The following is a 22,374-nucleotide window of genomic DNA, read 5'->3' on the forward strand; positions in this document are numbered from 1 at the left end:
GTTCCTGCCATGTCGTCGTTCTGGTCCCGCACCGCCGCCCTCTTCCGGGCCGGCGCACCGATCGACACGACGACGACGGACGGCTCGACCATGCCGAAAGCCCTCCGCCCGCCGGTCCGCACCGCCGCGGCGACTGTCACACAGGAGCGCGCGCTCACCCTCTCGACCGTGTTCCGCGCCGTGCAGATTCACTGCACCGCCGTCTCGCAACTCCCGCTCGTGGTCGAGCGCGGCGGGCAGACCCTCGCCGACACCCCGCTCATGGTCCAGCGGCCGGCCCTCGCAATGTCCCGATCGCGGTTCCTCGAAGAGATCACCGCGTGCCTGTACCTCGACGGCAACGCCTTCCTCCGCATCATCCGCCTCAACGGCGAGTGGGTCGACACCGAAGTCCTCGACCCGCGCAAGGTCGCACCGAGCAGCGACCCGAAGACCGGCCGGAAGACGTTCACCTACAACGGCCGCGCCGACTGGACGACCGACGACATCCAGCACCTGAAGTTCCTCAGCATCCCCGGCATGGACCGCGGGCTTGGCCCGATCACCGCCGCCCGCCTCGAAATCGCCGGCGCGATCGACGCCCGCGACTACGGGTCCGGCTGGTTCTCCGAGGGGTCCATGCCGAGCGGCATCCTCCAGACCGACCAGCCGCTCAACCGCGACGAGGCCGAACTCTACAAGCGCGTGTGGAAGGGCCTGGACGAGAACGGCGAGCACGTCGACGGGTGGAACCCGCACGACGTCAAGGTGCTCGGTAAGGGCCTCTCGTACGCGCCGCTGCTGCTCAAGCCGGCCGACGTCCAGTTCCTCGAATCGCAGCAGTTTTCGACCACGCAGATCGCCCGCCTGATGGGTGTCCCGGGCTCGCTGTTCCTCGCCGCCGTCCAGGGCGGCTCGCAGACCTACGCGAACGTCGAGCAGGACTGGATCGGCTACGTCCGGTTCTCGCTGATGAACGTCCTCCGCGAAATCGAAGAGGCCATCACCGAGGTCAGCGTCCGCGGCCAGACGGTCCGCTTCGCGATCGACGTCCTGCTCCGCACCGACACGAAGACCCGCTACGAGTCCTACAAGATCGCGCTCGACGGCGGCTGGCTCACCGAGGACGAGGTCCGCAAGCGCGAGAACCTGCCACCCCCTCACCGCCGCGCAGCGCACCAGCATCGCCGCCCGGAAGACCACTCCCGCCCCCCGCGACCCCGGAGAACACCGATGCCTGACCGCCTGCACCACCGCGCCGCCCCGGACGAGCAGCTGCACGTCCGCCAGATGCACGTCCGCGCCGTGGACGAAGAGTCCCGCACGGTGACCGGCATCGCCGTCCCGTGGGAGCAGCCGACGTCCATCCGTGACTGGTTCGGCGACTACACCGAGCAGTTCGCCCGCGGCGCCGTCCAGGACTCGGACGACGCGCTGCTCTACTGGCGGCACTCCGAGCCCATCGGCCGGATCGTGTCGCACCGCGACGCCGATGAGGGCTGGGAAGTTACCGCCCGAATCTCCCAGACCCCGCGCGGCGACGAGGCCTACACGCTGCTCCGCGACGGCGTCGTCTCGTCCATGTCGGTCGGGTTCCAGTCGATCACCACCGAAATCGACGACGAGACCGGTGACGTCACCCGGACCGCCGTCCGCGTTCGTGAGGTGTCCCTTGTCCCCATGCCCGCCTACGACGGCGCGACCGTCACGAGCGTCCGTCACCGCCAGCCCGGCCCCGACCACACACCCCAAGGAGACCCCGTGGACCCCGAAGAGTTCCAGCGCATGCTGGACACCGCGCTCGCGAACGAGCGCGCCGAGAACGCCCGTCAGTTCAACGCGCTGACGGCCCGCGTCGGTGAGGCCGGTGGCGTCGCCCCGGCCACCGACAACCGCAGCGCCGGCCAGTGGCTCCAGGCCCTCGTGCGCGGCGACTCCGACACGATCGAGGCGTACGAGAACCTGCTCGAGCGCGCGTACACGGGCGGCGTGCTCGCCGACGACGGCACGATCCGCCCCGCGTGGGTCGGCGACCTGACCCGGCTGATCGAGGACAACTCGGTCCTGTCCGGTCTGCTCTCCACCGGCACGCTGCCGGCCGAGGGGAACTCGATCGAGTTCGGCGAGCTGGACACCAACACCGTGCAGGTCGGCGTGCAGGCGAAGGAGGGCGACGACCTCGTCTACGGCAACGTCAAGGTCAAGACCCGCAACGCGCCGGTGCAGACGGTCGGTGGCTACACCACCCTCAGCCGTCAGGAGATCGAGCGCTCCAGCGTCAACATGCTGGACACCCACCTGCGCGCCCTCGCGATCGCCGCCGGCCGCAACAAGAACATCGCCCTGCGCGCGTTCGTCGCCGCCCTCCGCGCCAAGCGCGTCGCGGCCGACAAGCTCACCGCCCGCACGACCGTGACCGTGAGCGACTTCACGAAGTACACCGGGTGGGTCGGCGGCATCATCGACGCCGCGGGGCTCTACGAGGACCAGGGCCTCAGCCTCGACGTCCTGCTCGTGGACAAGGCCACGTTCAAGGTGCTGGCGAACATGAACGACACCACCGGGCGACCGCTGATGACCGTCTCCGGCGCCGGCGTCAACGCCGTCGGCACGATCAACGTCCCCGCGCTCACCGGCGACCTCGTCGGCGTCACGGTCCGCGTCGACCCGAAGCAGACGGACGGCACCCCGCAGTTCCTCAACAAGCTGGCCGTCCGGGCGTACAACAGCCCGCTCGCGCAGCTGACGGACGCGAACATCGTCAACCTCACCAACTCGTACTCCGTGTACTACTACACGGCCCTCGCCGACGAGGTCCCCGGCGGGCTCATCCCCGTCGTCAAGGCCGACCCGGCCGCGGGCGCCTGATCGTGGCGGGCACCGACGACGCGGACCGCGAGCACGTCACTCTCGCCGAGTACGTCGGTCTCGCCCGCACAGACGAACTCGGGGGGGAAGCTCTGCGACGATTCCGAGGAAGAGGCAACCGCGCTGGTGGACGAGCGGATCGGGGTCACGGCGTACGCCACGGTCCCGCCCGCCGTCCGCCGGCGCGCGATCCTCGAAGTCGGCGCCGACCTGTACTGGCGCAAGGCGTCCCGCAACGGCGTCGTCGGGTTCGAGGGTGCCGACGTCGCCCCGATCCGGCTCGCCCGTGACCCGATGAACACCGCGACGTCGATCCTGTCGCCGTGGATCGTGGGCCTCGCATGAGCCCCCGCACCGAGCGCGCGCAGCAGATCGCCGACCTGATCGACAACGCCGTTCGCACCGAGGGCATCGACGGCGTGCTCGTCACGATCAACGGCCTGGAGGTCCCGCAGGGCGCCCCGGACGGCGCCGTCATCATCCTCCCGCCCCGCCTGACGTTCCCGACCTACCACCAGACCGAAGCGACGTGGGAACTCTGCGTCACCGCCGGCCCCGTCGACAACCACATCGTCGCGTGGGATCGCATCGACTCGATCGTCGCGGCGATCGCCCCTGGGCTCGACGTCACCGTCGCCGAGCCGGCCTCGTTCCAGCCGAACGCCGGCGCCCCGCTCTCCGCCTACCTCCTCACCTACACCGACCCTGAATAGGAGCCAACATGGCGCCCAAGTCCCATGTCCTCGGCCCGGGCTCGCTCAAGCTCGGCGAGACCGCCAGCCAGCGCGAGACCGCGCAGCAGCTGACGAAGTTCAGCCTCGAACCGTCCAGCGACTTCGAGGACGACATCCCCGTCCTGTCCGGCGAGACCGTCGCCGGCGACGCCTCGACCGACTGGGCGCTCAAGGGCACCGCGAACCAGGACTACGACCTCGACTCGTTCGAGCTCTGGTGCTACCAGCACCGGCTCCAGGACGTCCCGTTCCTCTTCACCCCGTCGAACAACCTGGCCGTCAGCTGGTCCGGCGTCTGCACGATCGTCCCGCTCACGGTCGGCGGCGACGTCAAGAAGAAGAACACGTCCGACTTCGAGTTCCGCGTCATCGGCGAGCCCATCCCGGTCGACATCGACGGCTCCCCGCTCGTCCTCGCCTGATGGTCGACGCACTGGTGCAGGTGGACGGCGCGCGGCAACTCCGCGCGTCGCTCCGCCGCGCCGGCGACGACTTCACCGAACTCAAGGCCGCGCACAAGCACGCCGCGCAGATCGCGGCGAACGCCTCCGCCGACCTCGCCCCCCCGCCGCACCGGACGGCTGCAACAGACGATCCGAGCATCCGGCACGAAGACCGCCGGCATCATCCGCGCCGGCACCGCCCGCGTCCCGTACGCGGCCCCGATCCACTGGGGCTGGTCCCGCCGGCACATCACCGCCCAGCCGTTCCTCTCGGACGGCGCCCGCGACTCCGAAGGTCGCTGGCTGCCCGTCTACACCGACTACGTCCAACACACCCTCGACAGCATCCAAGGAGCCTGACCGTGTCCAACGCGACCCTCGTCATCACCACCCACGACGACCAGAAGCTCGAGGTCACGCCGAACATCGGCGACACCCTCGCGTTCGAGTCCACCCTCCGGAAGAACAAGGCGTGGGGCTCGCTCACCGACAACGCCATGCGGATGCAGTTCTTCCGCGCCTGGTCCGCCGCGAAGCGCGAGAACAAGACCGACCAGACCTGGGACGAGTTCTCGAGCGGTGAGCATGCCGCCGTCGACGTGTCGTTCAAGAAGGACGACGACGAGTCCGGCGACGACGACGCGGTCGTGAGCCTGGGGGGAATCCATCCCCCGAGGGTCAGCCCACGAGCTACTAGTAGCGCTCGCCCTCGAAACCGGCATCCCTGCCTCGGTCTGGCGCACCGAGCACCCCGACGACATCGCAACCATGGTCGACCTGATCGGCCGGAGAAACGAGGCCCACAGTGGCGGGTAAGACCGCGGTTCTCGCCGTCCGCATCCTCGGCGACGCCGCCGGCGCACAGCGCGCCGCACGCGACGCAGAGAAGGCGGTCGACGGCATCCAGGAGCACGCCGCGAAGGCCGCTGACGGGCTCAAGCTCGCCGGTGCCGCCGGCGGCGCCGCCCTCGCCGCGGGCGTCATCGGCGCGGTCGAGAACGCGCAGGTCGGGAACAAGCTGGCCGGGCAACTCGGCCTCGATCCGGCCGAGTCCGAACGACTCGGCCGGATCAACGGCGACCTCTTCGCCAACGCCTACGGCGACAGCATGGACCAGGTCGCCGAAGCGTCGCGACAGGTCATCGGCAACATCGAGGGGATGCGCTCGGCCAGCGACGAGTCCCTGTCTGGCATCACAGCGAAGACGCTCGACGTCGCGACTACCTTCGACCAGGACCTCGGCGGGGTGACCACCGCGGTCGGGCAGCTGATGCGGACCGGCATGGCGAAGGACGCCGACGAAGCGCTCGACATCATCACCGCGGGGCTCCAGGGCAACGCCCGCGCCAGCGAAGACCTGATCGACACGTTCACCGAGTACCCGGCGCTGTTCCAGGCGCTCGGCCTCGACGGGCAGACCGCGACCGGCCTGATCGACCAGGGGCTCGCCGCCGGCGCCCGCAACACGGACCTCGTCGCCGACGCGCTCAAGGAGTTCCAGATCCGCGCGACGGACGGGTCCGCAACCTCCGCCGCCGGATTCGAGGCACTCGGCCTCAACGCGAAGGAAGCCACCGCCCAGATCGCGGCCGGCGGCGACGGGGCAGCGCAGGGCCTCCAGACCGTCCTCGACGGGCTCCGCAACATGGAGGACCCCGTCGCCCGGAACGCCGCCGCCGTCGCCCTGTTCGGCACCCAGGCGGAAGACCTCGGCGGCGCCCTGTTCGCCCTCGACCCGTCGTCCGCCGTGCAGGCGATCGGCGACGTCACCGGCGCCGCTCAGAAGCTCGACGAGACAGTCGGTCAGGACCAGGGCCTCGTCAAACTCCAGCGCGCCGCCACGCAGACGTTCACCGACATCGGCGTCGCCGCCCTCCCGATCCTCGAACCGATCCTGACCCAGCTGCAGCAGTGGGCACCCGTGCTCGGCCCGCTCGCGATCGTCCTCACCGCCGTCGGCGGCGCCGTCGCGATCGTGTCCGGCGCCATGAAGGTGTTCGCCGCCGTGCAGGCAATCCAGACCGCTGCTCAGTGGGCCTCGAACGCCGCATGGCTCGCCAACCCGATCACCTGGATCATCCTCGCGATCATCGTCGCGATCGGCCTCGTCGTCGCCGCGATCGTGCTCGTCGTCACCCACTGGGACCAGTTCCGCGAGGCCGGCGCAACCGCCGTCGAGTGGGTCGGCGACAAGATCGGCGGATTCGTCGGCTGGATCAAGGACGCGATCGGCTGGGTCGGCAAGCTCGTCTCCGCGCTCTGGGACATCGCGACGTTCAACTTCGGGTCCGGCTTCGACAAGCTCACCAGCCTGTTCGGCGGCGGGGGGAGGCGCGAAGACCACCCGCACTGTCCAGCGTGCCGCCGCGCAGACGAGCGGCACGATGCGGTTCGCCCGCATGGCCGTCGCCAGCACCACCGCGGCCACCGTCAGCCCGACCGCCACCGGCGGGTGGAGCCCCACCGACTTCGGCCGGTCGTCCTCCGGACAGGCCAGCGGGGGGACCCGTCACACTCAATGTCAAGGTCGAGGCCGGCCCCCCTCGCCGACAAGACCGCGATCGGCCGCGAGGTCGTCAGCGCGATCCGCGAGTACCAGCGCACCACCGGCCTCAGCACGCCTGGGAGCGCCGTCTAGTGGCCGACTTCGGGGCGCGCGTCGCGATTCAGGGTCGAGTCATCCGCTCGACGTGGGACGGCCGGAACTCGGTCGCGCTCGACGGGCTGTCGATCGTGTGGGGCCGCGGCGACGCCTACGACGAGACCGAGCCCGGGACCCTGTCCGCGATCGTCATCGACCCCACGGGGGGAGTGGATCGGATCGGACACGTTCGGCGGTCAGGTCATCACCGTCACCCGCACGCACGCGACCCTGCCCGACATGGTCGTGTTCCGCGGTCGCATCGCCGCCGCGCGCCCGGAGCGCCGCGTCATCTTCAACCCCACGACGAAGACCTACGCGCCCGTGTGGCTCGTCGCGATCAGCGCCGGCGACACCCTCGCCGAAGCTGCCTCCACGGTCGTCCCCGGCGAGATGGGCGAGAAGAGCGTCGAGGGTCCCGGCGGGTGGGGTGAGCAGTACACCGACACCCGCATGGCGAACCTGTTCAACTTCGGCGCGAAGCGCATCTTCGACAGCTACGAGGGCGTCGCTCCCGAGGCGACCGCGGACGGGCAGGTGCTCCGCCGGATGCACGGGCAGGCCGCGTCCGACCAGCGCTCCGTGCTCGAGCTGATCGCTCAGGTGTACCGGCTCGTCCCGCTCGGCGTCGTGAACTACAACCCCGACACGAACCGAGTCCAGGTCGGCGGCTTCGCGACCGCGTCGAGCATCGTCCTCGACTTCGACGGCGAGACCATCCGCATCACCGTCCCGTCCGGCCGGCTCGTGCCCGCCACGCGTGTCGCAGTCCCGGACGGGCTCGTCGGCGAGACCACCTCGACCGACGCGATCGACGTCATTCAGATCGCCTACAACTGGTACGGCAAAGACCCGAACATGACCCCGGGCACCCAGAAGCGCGTCATCTACACCGGCGCCATCTTCCAGCGGAAAACCGCACGCGGGGACGCCACCGGCGGCAACCGGGTCCTCAAGATCGACACGCAATCGCAGTTCCGCGACCCCGACGAGTTCGAGCCCGGACCCGGCCCCGTCCAGTACGGCAACGCGTTCCCGCGGTGGCTCGCGAACCGCATCACCGAGATCGTCAACACCCTGAACGGGCAGATGCGGCTCCCGACCCTCCGACTGGACGACCGCCGGCTCCCGCTCACGCAGGGAACCTCCGACGCCCTCTACCGGCCGTACCAGACCGACGCCCCGCTCTACTTCCTCGGCTCCGTGTTCAACGGCCTGGACAACGCCGGCCCTGAGTACCAGATCATCGGCGGCACCCTCCGCTACGACGGCGGCTGGACCCACGACCTCACCGTGATCCCCGCCCGCTCGAACCGGACCAGCAACCTCACCCTCGCCGACCTGTTCGGCCAGTTCTCCAACGGACGAATCCGCGACTTCGATCCGGACATCCGCCTCACCGACCTGATCAACGTCACGAAGGGACTCTGACGATGCCCCGCTACACGCCGCTCTACGGCCTGCCGGCGCTCGCACCCACCGAACGCGCCCGCGACATCGCTGACGTCGACTGGGACAACGCGCTACTCGTGGAAGCGATCCTCGCCAAGCGCGGCGCCGTGCCGCTCGGCGCTGACCTCCAGGGCCTGCTCAAGCGGCTGACCCCGTACTCGTTCCGCGCGAGCGCCCGCGAGAGCGTCGCGATCAACGGCGTCACCCAGATCGGCGAGAGCATGCTCTACCGCTCCGGCGACAACATCGGCTCGACCGCATGGGACGACGGCGTGCTCACGATGCCGCCCGGTTCCGGCGGCGAGTACCTCGTCTCCGTGAGCATCCGCAACACGACGGGCGGTCGCGTCTGGCTGACGAAGAACGGCACCAGCGACGACACCCGGTTCGGATTCCAGGACGGCCTCAACGCCGTCAGCACCCTGACCGTCTCGCTCGACGCCGGCGACACGCTCCGCCCCTGGGCGACGTCCAGCGCCGCCAGCCTCAGCGACTCCACCGGAACCGTGTTCACCGTCCGCCGGCTGGTGGTGTGACGTGCTCGCACAGCAGGCCGCGTCCGCCGTCGTGTCGTTCTGGGACGACCCCGCCGGCCGCGCCACCACGATCCTGACCGGCGTCCTCGCCGCGCTCACCGCGCTCGGCTACGTGATCAAGAAGCTCCGCGAGGTCGTCCGCTGGATCGTCGCCCTCGCCCGCGACATCGCCGCGATCAAGCACGAGGTCAAGAACAACCACACCACCAACCTCCGCGAAGAGGCCGACGAGCGCCACGACGAGAACCGCGGCACCCTCGGCCGCGTCGACCGGAAGCTCGACCGGGTCCTCACGATCCTCGGCGAGCACGACGACCGGATCGAAGAACTCGAGCACACCCGAGACAGGAAGCCCGAATGAGCCTCACGCGCACCACCCGAGAAGCCGCCGCCGGCTACGCGCTCGGCCTCGCCGGCCAGTCCCGCGACCGCCTGCCCGTCCCGTGGACCGCGTCGCCGGTCATGGACGACTGCGCCGCGTTCTGTTCGCACGTCCTCTGGGGCGGCAAGCCCGGCCCGATCCTCTGGGTCGACAACTTCAAGACCGCCGGCGATGGCACCTACGCCGCCGGCGACGACGACCTCGCCCCCCTGGGACGTCCTCCTCTTCGACTGGGAGCACAACGGCGTCGGCAACCACGTCGAGTTCATGGTCGCCGACCTCGGCAACGGCTACGTCCAGACCTTCGGCGCGAACGGGTCCGACAGCCGCGAGGCCCGCTACCGCTCCCGCCCGAAGAGCTACATCCTCGGCCGCTTCCGCCCCGACTGGGCGCCTGACGAAGTGCGGCCGCACTTCCCGACCACCTCGATCGAGCACGACACCGCCAACCACGACGAACAGGACGACGACATGACCCCGGAACAGGACCGCCGACTCAAGAACATCGAGACGATGCTCGGCGGCGTGCAGAACGCCATCGGCGACCCGAAGCGCGGCCTCGCAACCCGCCTCGTCGCGGTGCTCGTCATCGCGCAGAAGCTCGCGAAGATCGCGAAGGTCAAGTGATGGGCGACCACGAGAAGCCGACGAAGGTCCGCGTCACGCTCGCCACCTGCCAGCAGTATGCGAAGACGATCGTCACCGGCGTCGGCGGGCTCACTTCGGTCGGGCTGCTGACGAACCTGCCCGAGCCGTACAACGTGTGGGTCGGCCTTGGCACGGCCCTGCTGACCACGTTCGCGACCTACAAGGTCCGGAACGCCCGCCCGCCGGCAGAGCAGACCTCCGCCGGCTACCCCGACGCGCTCAAGACCGAGCCCGACGACGCACTCGGATAGGACACCTCATGCAGTACGGAACCGTCACCGGCCGATTCCTCGCCGCAGTCGGCGACACGGCGACCGACACCGACCGCAACCCCGACGAGGTCCCACTCGTCGGGAAGGTCACGTTCACCGCCGATCTCCCGAAGGGACGCGCGCTCCAGGTCGTCGGCCAGAAGGCCACGATCCTGCCCGTCCCGATCACCTGCACGCTCGACACGCAGGGCTACCTCGTGCAGAACGGCGTGCGGTCGGTGAACCTCATCGCGACCGACACCGACGAGACCAACCCCCCGCGACTTCACCTACAAGGTGACGTTCACCGGCCTGACCTACGCCGGCACGCCGGTCTCGTACGGCCCGTTCTCGATCGCGGTCCCCGCCGGCCAGACGATTGACCTGTCCGTCGTCGCCCCGGTCACGTCGTCCAACGGCGTCCCGATCATCCGCGGTGAGGATGGACGCACGGGTGCCCCCCGGAGCCGATGGTCGAGACGGCCGCGACGGGAAGGACGGACTCCCGGGCGTCAACGCGATCGCGAACGACGACGCGAATGCCACCCTGATCGCGACTCCGGGAACGGCGACCAACTCCGCTCTCGCCAGCTTCGGCATGTCTGCTCCGCCGATCAGCAACCGGGCTCAGCTGATCACCTACGGGCACTCGTTCCTCGCAGAGCAGGGACTCGCAGACGCCTCCCGATACTGGGCGCGCCGGCTCGCGAAGGCGCTCGGTCTGACCTATCCGACGAGCGACGGCGGCGCCGCGAACGACCTCAAGCGCGCGATCGGCGGGTCCTCGATCGGCGACACCCTCGGCCGCGTCGGCGGCGCCACCGGGTTCGGCGACCCGCAGGTGCCGCGGTGGGTTCCTGGCACGAAAGCGCTCGTCGTGCTGCAGTGCCTCATGAACACGCTGCGCCTCCGCGGAGCAACCGATCTGGACCTCCGCAGCGCCACCAACTACGGCCGCGCGATGCTCGCGATCCTGAGCGCGTCCGAGATCATCGATGACAGCGACCCGCGGATCACGAAGTCGACTGGCACCGCGTGGGCGTCCCAGACCTCGGGATTCCCGCTCAACGGCTCAAGCTCGTACAACGCGACGAACGGCGCCTACTTCGAGTACACCGTGCCGAGCAACCGTGATGCCTACATCGTCACCCTGTCCCGTGGCGGTGGCACCGCCGGCGTGATCGTCGACATCACCGACCAGACCGCCGGCACGGTCCTCGTGTCCGGGCTCGACCTGTCGAACCAGACCATCTCGGCATCCGGCATCTACGCGTGGCGCACGCCGGCGTCCGCGAGGGGGGCACGTGGTCCGTTTCACCAAGACGGGGGGGGCAGCGCCCTGAACATCGACGCAGTGCTCCCTGTCAGCCTCACGCCACCGCCGGTGCTGTGGATGAAGGAGCCGTACCTCGCGAACTACGCCGCCTCGACGCAGTTCCCGAACGGCTCCGATGCCGCCGTGAACTCGTTCAACGCGATCGTTGACCTGCTCGCCGCGGAGTTCTCGAACGTGATCGTCGCCGACCCGAACCAGTTCGGATACTGGGACAAGACGACCGACATCCTCACGAGCGACCAGGTGCACCCGAACGAGAAGGGGCACTTTGACCTAGCTCGGACCGGTATCGACGCGATCCGCGCATGGCAGACCCGGAAGGCCCTCGCGCTGGTCTAGGTCACCAGCGCTCTGCCAGGCCCTCGAGGTAGTGCTCCGTCGAGCAGAAGGCGTTGCCGGTGGCCTCGTCGTGTACTCGGTCGGCTGGCGTCACCATCTGTCCGCACAGGGCGCACCTGCCGTCATCGGCGGAGCCGCGCACCGGCGGGAAGATCGCGCCCCACAGCGCCCGCAGATCAATCATCGGGGCAGCGTACCCGGTCCGGGGCCTGTTCGGGTCAGGTCCCGGACCGGGAGTCATGCGGCGACGCGGCGCCCGGAACGCTCCGGGATCGGCCGCGGCCGGAGTGCGTGCAGGCCCTCGCGCTTGCGGTGCTCACTGACGCCGGTGTAGATCTGCGTCGTCGCCAGGGACTCGTGCATCATCAGTTCCTGCACGACGCGGATGTCGACGCCCTCTTCGACCAGGTCGGTCCCGAAGCCGTGGCGGAGAGAGTGCGCGGTCAGCTTCGGGTCGGTGATGCCGGCGCGCCGCTTCGCGCGCGTGATCAGTTCCGAGACCGAGTGCCCGGACACATGGCCGTCCCGCCCTGCTCGAGCGGGGAACCACCAGCCGTCACGCGGCATGGTCTCGGCGAGCTCTGCGACGGTCGGGTGCAGCGGCAGGGTGCGATCCTTTCCACCCTTCCCGACCGTGCGGATCGTCATGCCGACCAGGTCGACGTCGTGCCCGTGCACCGCGGCGATCGACGACACCCGGAACCCCTGGTAGTAGCCGAGCAGGATCATGGCCCGCGTGCGCCGGTACGCGCCGGACGACAGCATGCGGTCGACCTGGTCCTGGGTGAACGGGCGCGGCTGCCCACGTGCGACCCGTACAGGCGCGAGCCGGCCTGTCGGGTCCTCGCACACGCCCTCGTCCGCGAGGAAGGCGTAGAACGCCCGCAGCGCCGAGCGGTACGTGCGCCGTGTGCCCGGGGTCAACCCGGGGGGAGCCGAGAAACCGGCGCAGGTCGAGGGTGGTGGCCTCGTGCAGCGGACCGCACGCGGCGGTCGCGGTGCGGAGGACTGAGGATCGGTTACGGATGGTGGTCAGGGCGAGGCCAGCAGCGCGCTGGTGGTCCTCGAAATCGTTGAGCAGGTGGTGGTGAGTCACGTCGCCGTCCGTGTCGGCCGGCGGGGCAACCGGCACCGGCCGCGTTGCCGGTCCACCATTCTGCCGACAAGCCTCTGACACCAGAGTCAAGTAGGCGCGCCGCGGAACGCTCACGTCAGGAACGGGCGCTTGTACTCGTTCCACCACTCGACGGCGTCGGGGTCCTGCGGGCACAGGTCCTCGGAGTCGAGCCACCGACAGTGCTCGCACCCCTCGATGTCGGCTTCGGGGCTCAGGCAGCTGTAGGAGTCCTCCGGGCAGACGCACGCCGACTCTGCGACCGATGCTGGGTACTGCATCACGCCACCGCCAGTTCGCGAACACGCGGCGCGCCTGCGGTGGAGCGCGGCACCAACCGCCGCACTTTCACCGTGGATGTCGTCGGTTCGATCCCGGCAGGGCCCACCGGAGGATCGTCGAGCGGGCCGGGCTGGATCCGGAAGCGTCGTCGGACCGGAGCCGCGGGGCCAGCCGGCGCCGCGCCTCCAGTCCGACAGGCGGTCGCGATGGCGCGTGCAACGCTGCGGAGGCGCGGGCCTCGGCGTGCACGACAGTCGAGCGCGAGTGCCGCCTCTTCGCGACCCGCCTCGGGACCGACGGGCCTCTGTCGCTTCCGCGATCGCGGCCATGTCCGTGCGGATCTCGAGCTCGCCGAACACGGCGCTGACACCGCAGCCGCGGAGACCGCGACGCACTGACGAACGCCCCGACCACGCGCAGTGGTCGGGGCGTTCGTCAGTCTGCTGTTACTCGACGGTCATCCCGACGGAGGAGGACGTCTTGCCCTCCCCCGGCAGCGTTCCTCGGGGTGATGTAGACGAACCCATCTCCGGCGGGAACGCCGGTGAGGGTCAGCGGGCTGGAGGTGCCCGTGACCTCCGTGTGGCTGTCGGAGAGGGTGTAGCTGGTGGGGAGTCCGCCGTTGTCCGGCGACGGCGTGAATGACACGGTGACTGTTCCGGGTCCGGAAGTCACAGCGGTGATGGTCGGCCGGCCCGGTGCCATCACGGTGACGGGTGCGGTTCCGAACCGGGCGGTGGCTGGCTTGCTGACGTTCCCAGCGGTGTCGACGCTGAACAGCAGCACCGTGTACTGCTGTCCGGAATGAACGGACGGGACTGTCGCTGTCGTGCCGGAGACGGTCAGCGGTATCCCACTCTGCGCAGTGGCACCTGCGCCGGTGCCCTGCACGAGCCGTGCGACGACGGACTTCGCGTCCCTCGAGGCGGAGGCCTTCCAGGTGACCTTCCGCGGTTTGGTCGCGGACACCTCCACAGCGGTCGGCGCCGCGGGCGCGGTGGCGTCGGAACGGGCCTGCCACTTCAGCGTCCCCGTCTGCGGGATCTTGTCGAAGCAGTACTGGGTGAAGGACATGTCGGCCGTGTCCGGAAGGCCGGTGACCGGGTCGAGCAGGAACTGCTTCACCGTCTCGGTACCCGTGGTGTCGCAGCCGCTTCCGTTGACGGTGGTGAGGACCTCGTAGTCTCCGGCGGCCGAGGTCGAGGTCGTCTTCCTGGTACCAACCGCGAGCGGCTTCCGGTAAGGGCCTTCGACGTGGACACTGACGACAGTGCCGGAGCCGTCGAGTCGGTCAGCGATGAACGTCCAGCCGTAACCGTCTTCGGTGACGAGCATGGCGGTGTTCGAGCTGTTGACGCTCGTCGTCTTCCCCTTGTTGACGATGTCCTTCCCCCGAGGACGTGATGCTGGTCGTGCCGAGGTACGCCGAACCAGTCAGCCGCACCGCTTTGTTCGCCGTGCCGATCTTCATCGCGACTTTCGCGGTCAGAGGACCGGCGGTCTTCGGCGCGAACCCGACCCTGAAGGTGCACGCCGCCCCGGCCGCGAGGGTGGTGCGGCAGGTGTTGCTCATGACGGAGAACGACGAAGCATCGGCGCCGGCGATCGATGGCTTCCCGAGCGCGACCGCCGTGGTCCCGGTGTTGTGCACTGTCTCGACCTGCTCCGCGTTCTTCTTCAGGCCGATGAACGTCTTCTTGAAGGAGAAGCTGTTCGCTCCGAGGAGGACCGACCCGGCCTTGTCTTCCCCGAATCGGAACTCGCCGATGCCGGGAACGACCGCGTCGAAGCGGGTGATGGTGCCGTTGGTCGGGTTGGAGGCAAGGTCGAGGATGTCGAATGCGCCGTACACGTAGTCGTCGTTGATCTTCAGCGTCGGAACCGATGCGAAGTCAGCCTGCTGCGACCCGACGAGCCGGTAGGAACCAGCGGCGAGGGGTTTCCCGTCCGGCGGCGTCAGCGTGAACGACGCGGTCGAAGTCGGTGAGCTCGTCATCCGAGCATCGATGCCGCGAGTGGTGTCCGCGACGAAGCGTCGCACGTTCGGCCCGTCGGCGAATTGTGGTGTTCCGCGGTCTGCGAGGTTCGGCGACAGGATCTGCAGCACCCCTCCGGTTCCGATCGGTGTCGGCGCCGCAGCTGACGCTGCGTGCGGTCCCGTGAGCCCCAGTCCGCTGGCGGTGAGAAGCGCGGCAGCTGTCATAGCTGCCGCGCGGGTGATGCGGTGCATGTGTCGTCCGTTCTGGTCCCCACGTCCGTCCCGACCCGGGACGACCGCCCTGACGCTACCCGGGCATCCGCTTTCCGGGTCCCCACAAGCGTGGACTCGCACGGCTCGACGTCGACGCTCTTCTCCACCTCGTCGAACAGGACGTCGACGAACTGGTAGCCGGCCTCCGGGTCGTCGCTCGTGGATGTCGTCGGTTCGATCCCGGCAGGGCCCACCACGGCACAACCGTCGGGTGCGGTGCGGCGGCCTCAGGTCGCCGGCGGTGCGGTGATCGTGATGGGGGAGCTCGGCGTCGATCAGGTCGCCGCTGTGGGTGTGCAGCGCGAGCACCGCGGGACCGACCGGGAGGTCCGCCGGGAGGTCGAAGGACTCGTCGACCGTGGACAGCGACCCCTGCGGTGTCGGCCGGCCGAGCAGGACCTCCTCACCGTCCGGGGGAGGGCGTGACGACGACGGTGACGTCCGACGCCGCGCGGCTGGTGCCTCCGGTGTCCTCGCACGTCTCCCAGACCGCGTCGACCTGGAGCTGGACCACCCCTCCGGGGTGCAGGGACGACTCGTGGAGCTCCATCGTCGGTATCGCGCAGGACGCAGCCGGTGTCCCGCTGCACCCGACTGCACCGAGTGCGATGCCCACCGCGATGACGACCGACATCGGCCCGCGTGTCCGGCTCTGCCCCATGCGGGTCAGTGAAGCACCGCGAGTCGCCGCCTACGGCACGAGCTGGACGAACGTGACCGGATCGTTGCCGCGCTGTCAGCGGCGGCGAGTCCGCGCGAGTGCAGCGACTGCCGCGAGTCCTCCGATGACCGCTGTGATCCACACGACCGCTGTCATGGTTCCCCTGTCGACGACGTCCTGCTCCGAACCTACCTGCCCCGTGGCGGACCGGCGCGGGCGCAGGGCAGGTCGACACGGATTTGGCGCGCCTCCGAGCATCCCCTACGGTGCTGATGTGAAAACGATTCTCATTCCAGCGGTGGCACTTGCTGCGCTCACCCTCGCCGGGTGTGCGAGCCCGACCGCCGCAGACCGTTCGGGTACCGACCCGTCGAGTGGGACCAGCCTGACCAGCTGTGGCATGCCGCTCACCGTGGCCGCGCCTCCCGAGCGTGCGGTGACCCTCGAGCAGGGCGCCACCGAGGTCATGCTCGCCCTCGGTCTGCAAGACCGCATGGTCGGCACGAGCTACCTCACGGACGCGGTCGCGCCGGAGTGGCGGAAGGCGTACGACGACGTGCCGGTCCTCGCCGACCAGTACCCGACGACCGAGCAGCTCCGCGAGGCGGATCCCGACTTCGTCTACTCGATGCGGGCCTCCGCGTTCGCCTCCGAGGCCGCGGGGAGCCGCCAGGAGCTCGTCGACCTCGGCGTGCCGGCCTACCTGTCGACGAACGACTGCGAGGACCCCGCCCTCGTCCCCGACGAGGTCGGCTTCGACGCGATCCTCGACGAGGTGACGGACATCGCCCGGGTGTTCGGGGTGGACCAGCGAGGTCGCGACCTCGTCGCCGAGCAGCGGGACACGCTCGAGCAGGTCACCGCAGCCGCGTCCGACACCGGGAAGCCCTCCGTCGCCTGGCTCTACTCCTCCGTGAACGGAGCGCCGGTCGTGGCTGGCGGGAACGGGCTCGCCGACACGATGGGACGCGTGGCCGGCGCGACGAACGCGTTCGAGGACCTCGACGCACAGTGGGGCGAGACCAGCTGGGACGAGATCGCCCAGCGTGACCCGGACGTGATCGTGGTCGCCGACCTGTCCCGTGGCCTGTCCGGTGACAGCGCCGACGACAAGATCGCGCAGCTGCGGTCCGACGCCGTGACGAAGGGGCTCAGCGCCGTCCGCGGGGACCACCTCGTCGCCGTCCCGGCCACCGAGCTCGACCCCTCGGTGCGGAGCATCGACGCCCTGCAGACCGTGTCCACCGCCCTGACCGCGTACGCCGAGGAACGATGATGACCACCACCGACGCCCCGACCACCGCCGAGACCGAGCGCGCGCTCGATCTCCTGTCCGCCTGGGACGCCCAGCAGGCGGCGTACATCACGCACCGCGAGCAACGCTTCACGATCATGCTCGACGTCGTGGACCACGTCGTCCCCGAGGGCGGTGTCGTGCTCGACCTCGCCAGCGGACCCGGGTCGATCAGCCAGCGGGTCCTCGCCCGCCGCCCCGACGTCACCTGCATCGCCGTCGACTTCGACCCCGTGCTCCTGGAACTCGGGCGGACGGCGCTCGCCGGGCAGCCGGTGCGCTTCGTCGACGCCGACCTGTGGGACCGCGACTGGACGGCCGGCCTCGACGGGGCGGTCCCCGACGCAGTGCTCAGCTCGACCGCACTGCACTGGTTGCCGTCGGACGTCCTGAGCCGCGTCTACAACGACCTCGGGGAGCTCCTTGCCCCCGGCGGTGTCGTGCTCAACGCCGACCACCTACGGCACCTCGACGGACGCACCCTGTTCGCCGAGCTCAGTGCCCGCGACGACGAGCGGACGCAGCAGACCGACCGTGCTGCGGGTGCGCTCGACTGGGAGCAGTGGTTCGCCGAGGTCACCGCGGTCGAACGGTACGGCCGTCTGGCAGCCGAGCGGGAGCGCCGGTTCGAGCACCGGCCGCCCAACCCGGAGCTCAGCCTCGCGTTCCACACGGCGGCGCTCGAGGTCGCCGGGTTCGCCGAGGTCGGGCCGGTCTGGCAGTACCTCGACGACTTCGTCGTGCTCGCCCGCCGGTGACCCCGACCGCCCTGCGCGGTGCCCTCGTCGTGCCGGTGCTGGCGGTGGCGCTCGTCGGCGTCGTCATCGCCGGCGTGACGCTGGCCGGAGGCTCGATCACGTGGGCGGAGACCGTGCGGTCGATCGGCACCCACCTGGGCCTGCCGCTCACGCCGCTGCCGCCGCTGGCCGACTCGGTCGTCTGGCAACTCCGGCTCCCGCGCGTCCTGCTCGCCGCCGCGGCCGGAGCGGGTCTGGCCGTGTGCGGATGCGTGCTGCAGGCGGTGACCCGCAACGTGCTCGCCGAGCCGTACCTGCTCGGCATCTCGTCCGGAGCCTCGACGGGGGGCGGTCCTCGTCCTCGTCCTCGGCCTCGGCGCCGGGTCCGTCACCCTCGCCGGGGGGAGCGTTGGTCGGCGGCCTCGTCTCGTTCGCGCTCGTCTTCGCGCTCATGGGGCGGGACACCGCGAGCACGAGTCGTGTCGTGCTGACCGGCGTCGTCGTCGGTCAGCTCTTCTCGGCCGTGACGTCGCTCGTGGTCACGGCCTGGGGCGACGCGGACGCCACCCGCGGCATCACCTACTGGTTGCTCGGCTCGCTCGCAGCAGCCCGCTGGTCCTCGGTCGTGGTGTGCACGGTCGTCGTCGTCCTCGCGACCGTCGTGTTCGTGGCCGTCGCGCCGGCGCTGGACGCGTTCGTCTTCGGGCACGACGCCGCCGTGGCGCTCGGCATCGACGTCCGAGTGCTCCGGATCGTGGTCCTCGTCGGCGCCGCGGCCACCACCGCTGCGGTCGTCGCCGCCGTCGGGGCGATCGGGTTCGTCGGACTCGTCGTCCCGCACGCGGCCCGCATGCTCGTCGGACCCGGACACCGGCTCCTGCTGCCGGTGTCCGCCCTCGCCGGCGCGGTGTTCCTCGTCGTCGCGGACCTCGCCGGACGTCTGGCGCTCGCACCGCACCAGATCCCGGTCGGCGTCGTCACGGCGCTCATCGGGGTGCCGACGTTCCTGGTCGTCCTCCGCCGGGGACAGCGCGCATGACCGCTGGGGACGGCTCCGGAGTGCTCGGCGCGCGTGACGTGGGGCGGTCCGTCCCGGGCGTCGACCTGCTGGACGGCGTCGACCTGCTCGCGCCGAGCGGGCTGATGACCGGGATCGTCGGACCCAACGGGTCCGGCAAGTCGACGCTCGCCCGCTGCCTCGCGGGCGTCACCGCACCCGACCGCGGCACCGTGACACTCGACGGCGCCGACCTCCGGACGCTCCCGCGCCGGTCGGTCGCCCGTCGGCTCGCCTTCGTCGAACAGCAGGCGCACACGGACATCGACCACCGGGTGCTCGACGTCGTCCGGCTCGGTCGGCTCCCGTGGCGGTCCCGGCTCGGGACGCTGGACGACGACGCCGACGACATCTGCCGGGAGGCGCTGACCGAAGTCGGCATGGCCGGGACTGAGCAACGGCGGTGGAGCGGTCTGTCGGGCGGCGAGCGGCAGCGGGTGCAGATCGCCCGCGCGCTCGCCCAGGAACCCGCGGTGCTCGTCCTCGACGAACCGTTGAACCACCTCGACGTGCACCACCAGTTCGAGCTCCTCGACCTGCTCGCCGCCGGCCCACGCACCGTCGTGGTCGTGCTGCATGACCTCGACCTCGCGGCGCGCTACTGCGACCACCTCGTGGTCCTGCACGGCGGACGGGTCGCCGCAGCTGGTGCCCCGGAGGACGTGCTCACGCCGGGTCTGCTCGCGGACGTGTTCCGCGTCCGTGGCAGGACGGTCCGGACGCCCGACGGCCTCCGCGTCGACCTGCACGGGACGACGTCCGCGGAGGTCAGCGGAGTCCGTCGGCCGGGTCCACCTCGTACGCCTCGAACCGATGGTCCCTGACGATCGCGTCCACGAGTCGTCGCGTCCCCGCGACCAGCGTCGAGTCGCAGTCGATCTCCGTCGCGAGGACCCACGCGTGGTCCTCCGGCCACAACAGCTGCGGCGTGTGCGCGAGCGGCACACCGTCCGCGATCTCCGCCCGCTCGGTCCACGCCGGGTCGGCCCAGTCCGCGACCGTCGTGTGCACCAGGAGGTGCTCGCGGTGTGTGAGGTGCAGTCGCGGCACGGCGAGTGCGCGGCGGACGGCGTCGAGTGCCGCCTGGTGCGCTGCGCGGAGGCGGGCGGCCTCCGCCTCGGCGCGGGCACGCTCCGTCGCATCGGGCGTCCCGTCCTGCCACCCGGACACGAGGGTGGAGCCGCCGCTCAGGTCCCCCCATCCGTCCCACACCGCCGCCACCAGGTCGAGCGGGGTCGCCGTCGAGGCACTGAGGTGCGAGGTGAGTGCGGCCAGCAGGCGCGGATCGAGCCAGCCTTCGACAGGCGGTTCGACCCGCCACCCGTCGTCGAACAGCACGTCCTCGTCGCGGCTGGCGCTGAGTGCGCTCCAGGAGACCCCGGCGTCCACCGTCCGCCCGGTCCTCGCTGCGACGTCGGACCACCGCCAGGTGCTCGTCTCGAGGACCGGAGCGTCGCCGTGCTCGTCGAGGACCGAGCGGTCCTCCCGGAAGGCCGCGAGCGGGTGCAGGACGCGGGCGTACCCGTCGAACCCGCCGCCGACGGTGCCGGCGACGGTCCCGGAGGCCTGGAGGCGTCGCACGAGCCAGTCGGCTCGACGCACGTCCGTGATCAGCTCCACCCGGCCGAGCGTACCGACGTCGGTCAGGCGCCGGCGTGCTCCTCCGGTCCGGGCACCGGCTCCGAGCCGAACCGCTCGACGAGGGCACGCTTGAGCACCTTGCCGCTCGGACCGAGGGGGGAGCGCGTCGACGACGTGGACGACCCGCGGGTACTTGTACGCGGCGATGGCGTCCGCGACGTACCGGACGAGCTCGTCGGAGGTGGTCGTGGCGCCGTCGGTGAGGACGACCGCCGCCGCGATCTCCTGACCGTGCACGTCGTGCGGAACCCCGAACACCGCGGCCATCGTGACGTCCTCGTGCGCGGCGAGCACCTCCTCGACCTCGCGCGGGTACACGTTGTAGCCGTTGCGGATGATCATGTCCTTCGTGCGGTCGACGATCGTCAGGAAGCCGTCGTCGTCCTTCGTCCCGAGGTCGCCCGTCCGGAACCACCCGTCGACCACGGCCGCGGCGGTCGCGTCGGGTCGGTTGCGGTAGCCGTTCATGAGGTTGTGGCCGCGGATGACCAGCTCGCCGATCGTGCCGCGCGGCAGCATCTCGATGCGGTCCTGTACGGCTGGGTCGGCGATCTCGACCTCGACGCCCCAGACGGGCGTCCCGATCGTGCCGGGACGGGGTGTCCGTCCGACGTGGTTGAAGCTCGCGACGGGTGAGGTCTCGGTGAGGCCGTAGCCCTCGTGGATCGGCGCGCCGTACACGGCCTCGAACCGTTCGAGCACGGCGAGCGGCAACGAGGCCCCGCCGGAGATCGCGTACCGGAGGTGCGGTCGGGCGTCGGTCCGGGTCGCTGCGTCGAGCAGACCCATGTACATCGTCGGAACGCCCATGAAGATGCCGCAGCCGTGCTCGACCATCGCGGCGAGTGCGGCGTCGCCGTCGAACTTCGGCAGCATGACGATGGTCGCGCCGGCGCGGAAGCCGGTGTTCATGGTGCAGGTCTGGCCGAAGGTGTGGAACAGCGGCAGCGCGCCGAGCAGCACGTCGCCCCGTCGCATGTCGAAGGTGCTCATGAGGAGCGTGTTCACCTGCTCGAGCAGGGCGAAGTGCGATCCCTCGGCGCCCTTGGGCTGCCCGGTGGTGCCGCTCGTGTACAGGATCGTCGCGGTGTCGAAGGGGTCGCGGGGCGTGAGGGTGGTGAGGGGCGCGCTCGACGCGGCGAGGGCCTCCAGGCTGGGCGGGGCGGAACCGTCGGCGTCGTCGGCCACGGGAGGCGCGAGGACGGTGACGACGTCGACCCCGGCGAGTGCGGCGCCCGCCGCACCCTCCGCGATGAGCGGTGCGGCGCAGACGAGCAGGGCCGCTCCGCTGTCGCGGAGCACGTACTCGATCTCGTGCCGCTTGAGGAGTGCGTGCACGGGAACGACGACGGCGCCGAGCGCGAGGGTCGCGTAGTAGACGCGGGGGGAAGTCGGGCACGTTCGGGATGAGCATCGCGACGCGGCTGCCCTCGGTGACACCGCGGGCGCGGAGAGCGCCCGCGTACGCGAGGGTCTGGTCCCACAGCTCGGCGTAGGTGATGCGCTGCTCGCCGACGACGACGGCGACGTCGTCCGGGTACCGGGCCGCTGACTCCGCGAGGATCGCGGCGACGGACGCGGTCGCGTGGTGGTGCGGATGGTCGGCAGCGGGGCGTCCGACGCTCGCTGCGTCCGCCGGTGCGGCGAGGTCAGTGGTGGTCATGCCGGGCTCCGTCTCCGTCGACGATGGGTGTCCGTCGATCGTACGGGTGGGAGCGCGGTGCGGTT

The 22,374-nt window shown here is 70.5% G+C and carries 26 protein-coding genes and 1 pseudogene; 17 read left to right on the forward strand and 10 right to left on the reverse strand.

From position 1 onward, the window contains the following. Positions 1 to 9 precede the first annotated feature (9 nt). The 4 genes from DEJ15_RS09490 to DEJ15_RS09505 all read left to right on the forward strand — a co-directional run bounded on the left by DEJ15_RS09490 (position 10) and on the right by DEJ15_RS09505 (position 4,003). Entirely contained in the window at positions 10 to 2,847 is a 2,838-nt protein-coding gene (locus tag DEJ15_RS09490; protein ID WP_284174870.1) for a phage portal protein, read from the forward strand. A gap of 126 nt (positions 2,848 to 2,973) precedes the next feature. Then, positions 2,974 to 3,192 carry a hypothetical protein gene (locus DEJ15_RS09495; protein WP_284174872.1) on the forward strand — a complete coding sequence of 73 codons (219 nt, stop codon included), beginning with the start codon at positions 2,974 to 2,976 and terminating at the stop codon, positions 3,190 to 3,192. Next, the gene (locus DEJ15_RS09500) at positions 3,189 to 3,560 is read left to right on the forward strand and encodes a hypothetical protein (protein WP_110825358.1); all 372 of its coding nucleotides are present in this window, start codon (positions 3,189 to 3,191) and stop codon (positions 3,558 to 3,560) included. Before DEJ15_RS09495 ends, DEJ15_RS09500 begins: the two co-directional genes overlap by 4 nt. Positions 3,561 to 3,568: 8 nt before the next feature. Continuing rightward, on the forward strand, positions 3,569 to 4,003 hold the full coding sequence (locus tag DEJ15_RS09505; protein ID WP_110825359.1) for a hypothetical protein: 435 nt from the start codon (positions 3,569 to 3,571) through the stop codon (positions 4,001 to 4,003). Positions 4,004 to 4,344: 341 nt separating this feature from the next. On the opposite strand, the gene DEJ15_RS09510 is transcribed toward DEJ15_RS09505, so the two are convergent. After that, complete coding sequence (locus DEJ15_RS09510) at positions 4,345 to 4,692, reverse strand: hypothetical protein (protein ID WP_284174873.1); 348 nt, start codon at positions 4,690 to 4,692, stop codon at positions 4,345 to 4,347. 137 nt (positions 4,693 to 4,829) lie between these two features. Between DEJ15_RS09510 and DEJ15_RS09515 the strand changes: the two genes are divergently transcribed. The 8 genes from DEJ15_RS09515 to DEJ15_RS09550 all read left to right on the forward strand — a co-directional run bounded on the left by DEJ15_RS09515 (position 4,830) and on the right by DEJ15_RS09550 (position 11,609). Continuing rightward, the gene (locus tag DEJ15_RS09515; RefSeq protein WP_284174874.1) at positions 4,830 to 6,662 is read left to right on the forward strand and encodes a phage tail tape measure protein; all 1,833 of its coding nucleotides are present in this window, start codon (positions 4,830 to 4,832) and stop codon (positions 6,660 to 6,662) included. Between the two features lie 243 nt (positions 6,663 to 6,905). Continuing rightward, positions 6,906 to 8,096, forward strand: a complete 1,191-nt coding sequence (locus DEJ15_RS09520) for a hypothetical protein (RefSeq protein WP_284174875.1) — start codon at positions 6,906 to 6,908, stop codon at positions 8,094 to 8,096. A 2-nt stretch (positions 8,097 to 8,098) separates the two neighbouring features. Beyond that, entirely contained in the window at positions 8,099 to 8,653 is a 555-nt protein-coding gene (locus DEJ15_RS09525) for a hypothetical protein (RefSeq protein WP_110825364.1), read from the forward strand. A gap of 1 nt (position 8,654) precedes the next feature. Continuing rightward, positions 8,655 to 9,014 carry a DUF2746 domain-containing protein gene (locus DEJ15_RS09530; protein WP_110825365.1) on the forward strand — a complete coding sequence of 120 codons (360 nt, stop codon included), beginning with the start codon at positions 8,655 to 8,657 and terminating at the stop codon, positions 9,012 to 9,014. A gap of 192 nt (positions 9,015 to 9,206) precedes the next feature. After that, the gene (locus tag DEJ15_RS09535; protein ID WP_284174877.1) at positions 9,207 to 9,662 is read left to right on the forward strand and encodes a hypothetical protein; all 456 of its coding nucleotides are present in this window, start codon (positions 9,207 to 9,209) and stop codon (positions 9,660 to 9,662) included. After that, positions 9,662 to 9,934 (forward strand): hypothetical protein, encoded by a 273-nt coding sequence (locus tag DEJ15_RS09540; RefSeq protein ID WP_110825367.1) that lies wholly within the window; start codon positions 9,662 to 9,664, stop codon positions 9,932 to 9,934. Before DEJ15_RS09535 ends, DEJ15_RS09540 begins: the two co-directional genes overlap by 1 nt. 8 nt (positions 9,935 to 9,942) lie before the next feature. After that, on the forward strand, positions 9,943 to 10,317 hold the full coding sequence (locus DEJ15_RS09545; protein WP_284174878.1) for a hypothetical protein: 375 nt from the start codon (positions 9,943 to 9,945) through the stop codon (positions 10,315 to 10,317). Positions 10,318 to 10,388: 71 nt separating this feature from the next. Then, the gene (locus DEJ15_RS09550; RefSeq protein ID WP_284174879.1) at positions 10,389 to 11,609 is read left to right on the forward strand and encodes an SGNH/GDSL hydrolase family protein; all 1,221 of its coding nucleotides are present in this window, start codon (positions 10,389 to 10,391) and stop codon (positions 11,607 to 11,609) included. Position 11,610: 1 nt separating this feature from the next. Here DEJ15_RS09550 and DEJ15_RS09555 read toward each other — a convergent pair whose 3' ends face one another. The 7 genes from DEJ15_RS09555 to DEJ15_RS09585 form a co-directional block, all read right to left on the reverse strand. Next, positions 11,611 to 11,793, reverse strand: coding sequence for a hypothetical protein (locus tag DEJ15_RS09555; protein WP_110825369.1), 183 nt, complete (start codon positions 11,791 to 11,793; stop codon positions 11,611 to 11,613). A gap of 53 nt (positions 11,794 to 11,846) precedes the next feature. Beyond that, the gene (locus DEJ15_RS09560) at positions 11,847 to 12,533 is read right to left on the reverse strand and encodes a tyrosine-type recombinase/integrase (protein ID WP_284174881.1); all 687 of its coding nucleotides are present in this window, start codon (positions 12,531 to 12,533) and stop codon (positions 11,847 to 11,849) included. A gap of 282 nt (positions 12,534 to 12,815) precedes the next feature. Further along, positions 12,816 to 13,004, reverse strand: coding sequence for a hypothetical protein (locus DEJ15_RS09565; RefSeq protein WP_110825371.1), 189 nt, complete (start codon positions 13,002 to 13,004; stop codon positions 12,816 to 12,818). A gap of 436 nt (positions 13,005 to 13,440) precedes the next feature. Beyond that, positions 13,441 to 14,340 carry a hypothetical protein gene (locus tag DEJ15_RS09570; RefSeq protein ID WP_284174882.1) on the reverse strand — a complete coding sequence of 300 codons (900 nt, stop codon included), beginning with the start codon at positions 14,338 to 14,340 and terminating at the stop codon, positions 13,441 to 13,443. After that, positions 14,297 to 15,112 (reverse strand): choice-of-anchor D domain-containing protein, encoded by an 816-nt coding sequence (locus DEJ15_RS09575; protein ID WP_284174883.1) that lies wholly within the window; start codon positions 15,110 to 15,112, stop codon positions 14,297 to 14,299. The genes DEJ15_RS09570 and DEJ15_RS09575 overlap by 44 nt, the downstream gene beginning before the upstream one ends. Before the next feature lie 92 nt (positions 15,113 to 15,204). Further along, complete coding sequence (locus DEJ15_RS09580) at positions 15,205 to 15,450, reverse strand: hypothetical protein (protein ID WP_284174884.1); 246 nt, start codon at positions 15,448 to 15,450, stop codon at positions 15,205 to 15,207. Positions 15,451 to 15,659: 209 nt separating this feature from the next. Further along, positions 15,660 to 15,806 (reverse strand): hypothetical protein, encoded by a 147-nt coding sequence (locus DEJ15_RS09585; protein WP_284174885.1) that lies wholly within the window; start codon positions 15,804 to 15,806, stop codon positions 15,660 to 15,662. A 511-nt stretch (positions 15,807 to 16,317) separates the two neighbouring features. On the opposite strand from DEJ15_RS09585, the gene DEJ15_RS09590 reads away from it, so the two are divergent. From DEJ15_RS09590 to DEJ15_RS09610, 5 genes are read left to right on the forward strand one after another with little or no spacing between them, the layout of a single operon-like run. Next, complete coding sequence (locus tag DEJ15_RS09590; RefSeq protein ID WP_181419584.1) at positions 16,318 to 17,193, forward strand: ABC transporter substrate-binding protein; 876 nt, start codon at positions 16,318 to 16,320, stop codon at positions 17,191 to 17,193. Beyond that, on the forward strand, positions 17,193 to 17,969 hold the full coding sequence (locus tag DEJ15_RS09595; RefSeq protein ID WP_110825375.1) for a class I SAM-dependent methyltransferase: 777 nt from the start codon (positions 17,193 to 17,195) through the stop codon (positions 17,967 to 17,969). Before DEJ15_RS09590 ends, DEJ15_RS09595 begins: the two co-directional genes overlap by 1 nt. Beyond that, positions 17,966 to 18,439, forward strand: coding sequence for an iron chelate uptake ABC transporter family permease subunit (locus DEJ15_RS09600; RefSeq protein WP_284174887.1), 474 nt, complete (start codon positions 17,966 to 17,968; stop codon positions 18,437 to 18,439). Before DEJ15_RS09595 ends, DEJ15_RS09600 begins: the two co-directional genes overlap by 4 nt. Continuing rightward, positions 18,358 to 18,987, forward strand: a complete 630-nt coding sequence (locus DEJ15_RS09605; RefSeq protein WP_284174888.1) for a FecCD family ABC transporter permease — start codon at positions 18,358 to 18,360, stop codon at positions 18,985 to 18,987. The genes DEJ15_RS09600 and DEJ15_RS09605 overlap by 82 nt, the downstream gene beginning before the upstream one ends. Then, entirely contained in the window at positions 18,984 to 19,829 is an 846-nt protein-coding gene (locus DEJ15_RS09610; protein ID WP_110825377.1) for an ABC transporter ATP-binding protein, read from the forward strand. Before DEJ15_RS09605 ends, DEJ15_RS09610 begins: the two co-directional genes overlap by 4 nt. Here DEJ15_RS09610 and DEJ15_RS09615 read toward each other — a convergent pair. Together DEJ15_RS09615 and DEJ15_RS09620 are read right to left on the reverse strand one after the other, a co-directional pair. Next, complete coding sequence (locus tag DEJ15_RS09615; protein WP_110825378.1) at positions 19,774 to 20,625, reverse strand: hypothetical protein; 852 nt, start codon at positions 20,623 to 20,625, stop codon at positions 19,774 to 19,776. The genes DEJ15_RS09610 and DEJ15_RS09615 overlap by 56 nt on opposite strands. Positions 20,626 to 20,648: 23 nt before the next feature. After that, a pseudogene (locus DEJ15_RS09620) lies at positions 20,649 to 22,309 on the reverse strand (long-chain-fatty-acid--CoA ligase). Positions 22,310 to 22,374 lie beyond the last annotated feature (65 nt).

This window comes from Curtobacterium sp. MCJR17_043, from assembly GCF_003224315.2.
Taxonomy (GTDB): domain Bacteria; phylum Actinomycetota; class Actinomycetes; order Actinomycetales; family Microbacteriaceae; genus Curtobacterium.

Coding starts and splice junctions, on each gene's coding strand:
- DEJ15_RS09585 (WP_284174885.1), bottom strand. CDS start 15,806: ATGGAGCTCCACGAGTCGTCCCTGCACCCCGGAGGGGTGGTCCAGCTC.
- DEJ15_RS09610 (WP_110825377.1), top strand. CDS start 18,984: ATGACCGCTGGGGACGGCTCCGGAGTGCTCGGCGCGCGTGACGTGGGG.
- DEJ15_RS09595 (WP_110825375.1), top strand. CDS start 17,193: ATGACCACCACCGACGCCCCGACCACCGCCGAGACCGAGCGCGCGCTC.
- DEJ15_RS09510 (WP_284174873.1), bottom strand. CDS start 4,692: ATGGATTCCCCCCAGGCTCACGACCGCGTCGTCGTCGCCGGACTCGTC.
- DEJ15_RS09570 (WP_284174882.1), bottom strand. CDS start 14,340: ATGCTCGTCACCGAAGACGGTTACGGCTGGACGTTCATCGCTGACCGA.
- DEJ15_RS09535 (WP_284174877.1), top strand. CDS start 9,207: ATGGCACCTACGCCGCCGGCGACGACGACCTCGCCCCCCTGGGACGTC.
- DEJ15_RS09565 (WP_110825371.1), bottom strand. CDS start 13,004: ATGCAGTACCCAGCATCGGTCGCAGAGTCGGCGTGCGTCTGCCCGGAG.
- DEJ15_RS09545 (WP_284174878.1), top strand. CDS start 9,943: ATGCAGTACGGAACCGTCACCGGCCGATTCCTCGCCGCAGTCGGCGAC.
- DEJ15_RS09505 (WP_110825359.1), top strand. CDS start 3,569: ATGGCGCCCAAGTCCCATGTCCTCGGCCCGGGCTCGCTCAAGCTCGGC.
- DEJ15_RS09500 (WP_110825358.1), top strand. CDS start 3,189: ATGAGCCCCCGCACCGAGCGCGCGCAGCAGATCGCCGACCTGATCGAC.
- DEJ15_RS09590 (WP_181419584.1), top strand. CDS start 16,318: ATGCCGCTCACCGTGGCCGCGCCTCCCGAGCGTGCGGTGACCCTCGAG.
- DEJ15_RS09490 (WP_284174870.1), top strand. CDS start 10: ATGTCGTCGTTCTGGTCCCGCACCGCCGCCCTCTTCCGGGCCGGCGCA.
- DEJ15_RS09540 (WP_110825367.1), top strand. CDS start 9,662: ATGGGCGACCACGAGAAGCCGACGAAGGTCCGCGTCACGCTCGCCACC.
- DEJ15_RS09520 (WP_284174875.1), top strand. CDS start 6,906: ATGGTCGTGTTCCGCGGTCGCATCGCCGCCGCGCGCCCGGAGCGCCGC.
- DEJ15_RS09555 (WP_110825369.1), bottom strand. CDS start 11,793: ATGATTGATCTGCGGGCGCTGTGGGGCGCGATCTTCCCGCCGGTGCGC.
- DEJ15_RS09525 (WP_110825364.1), top strand. CDS start 8,099: ATGCCCCGCTACACGCCGCTCTACGGCCTGCCGGCGCTCGCACCCACC.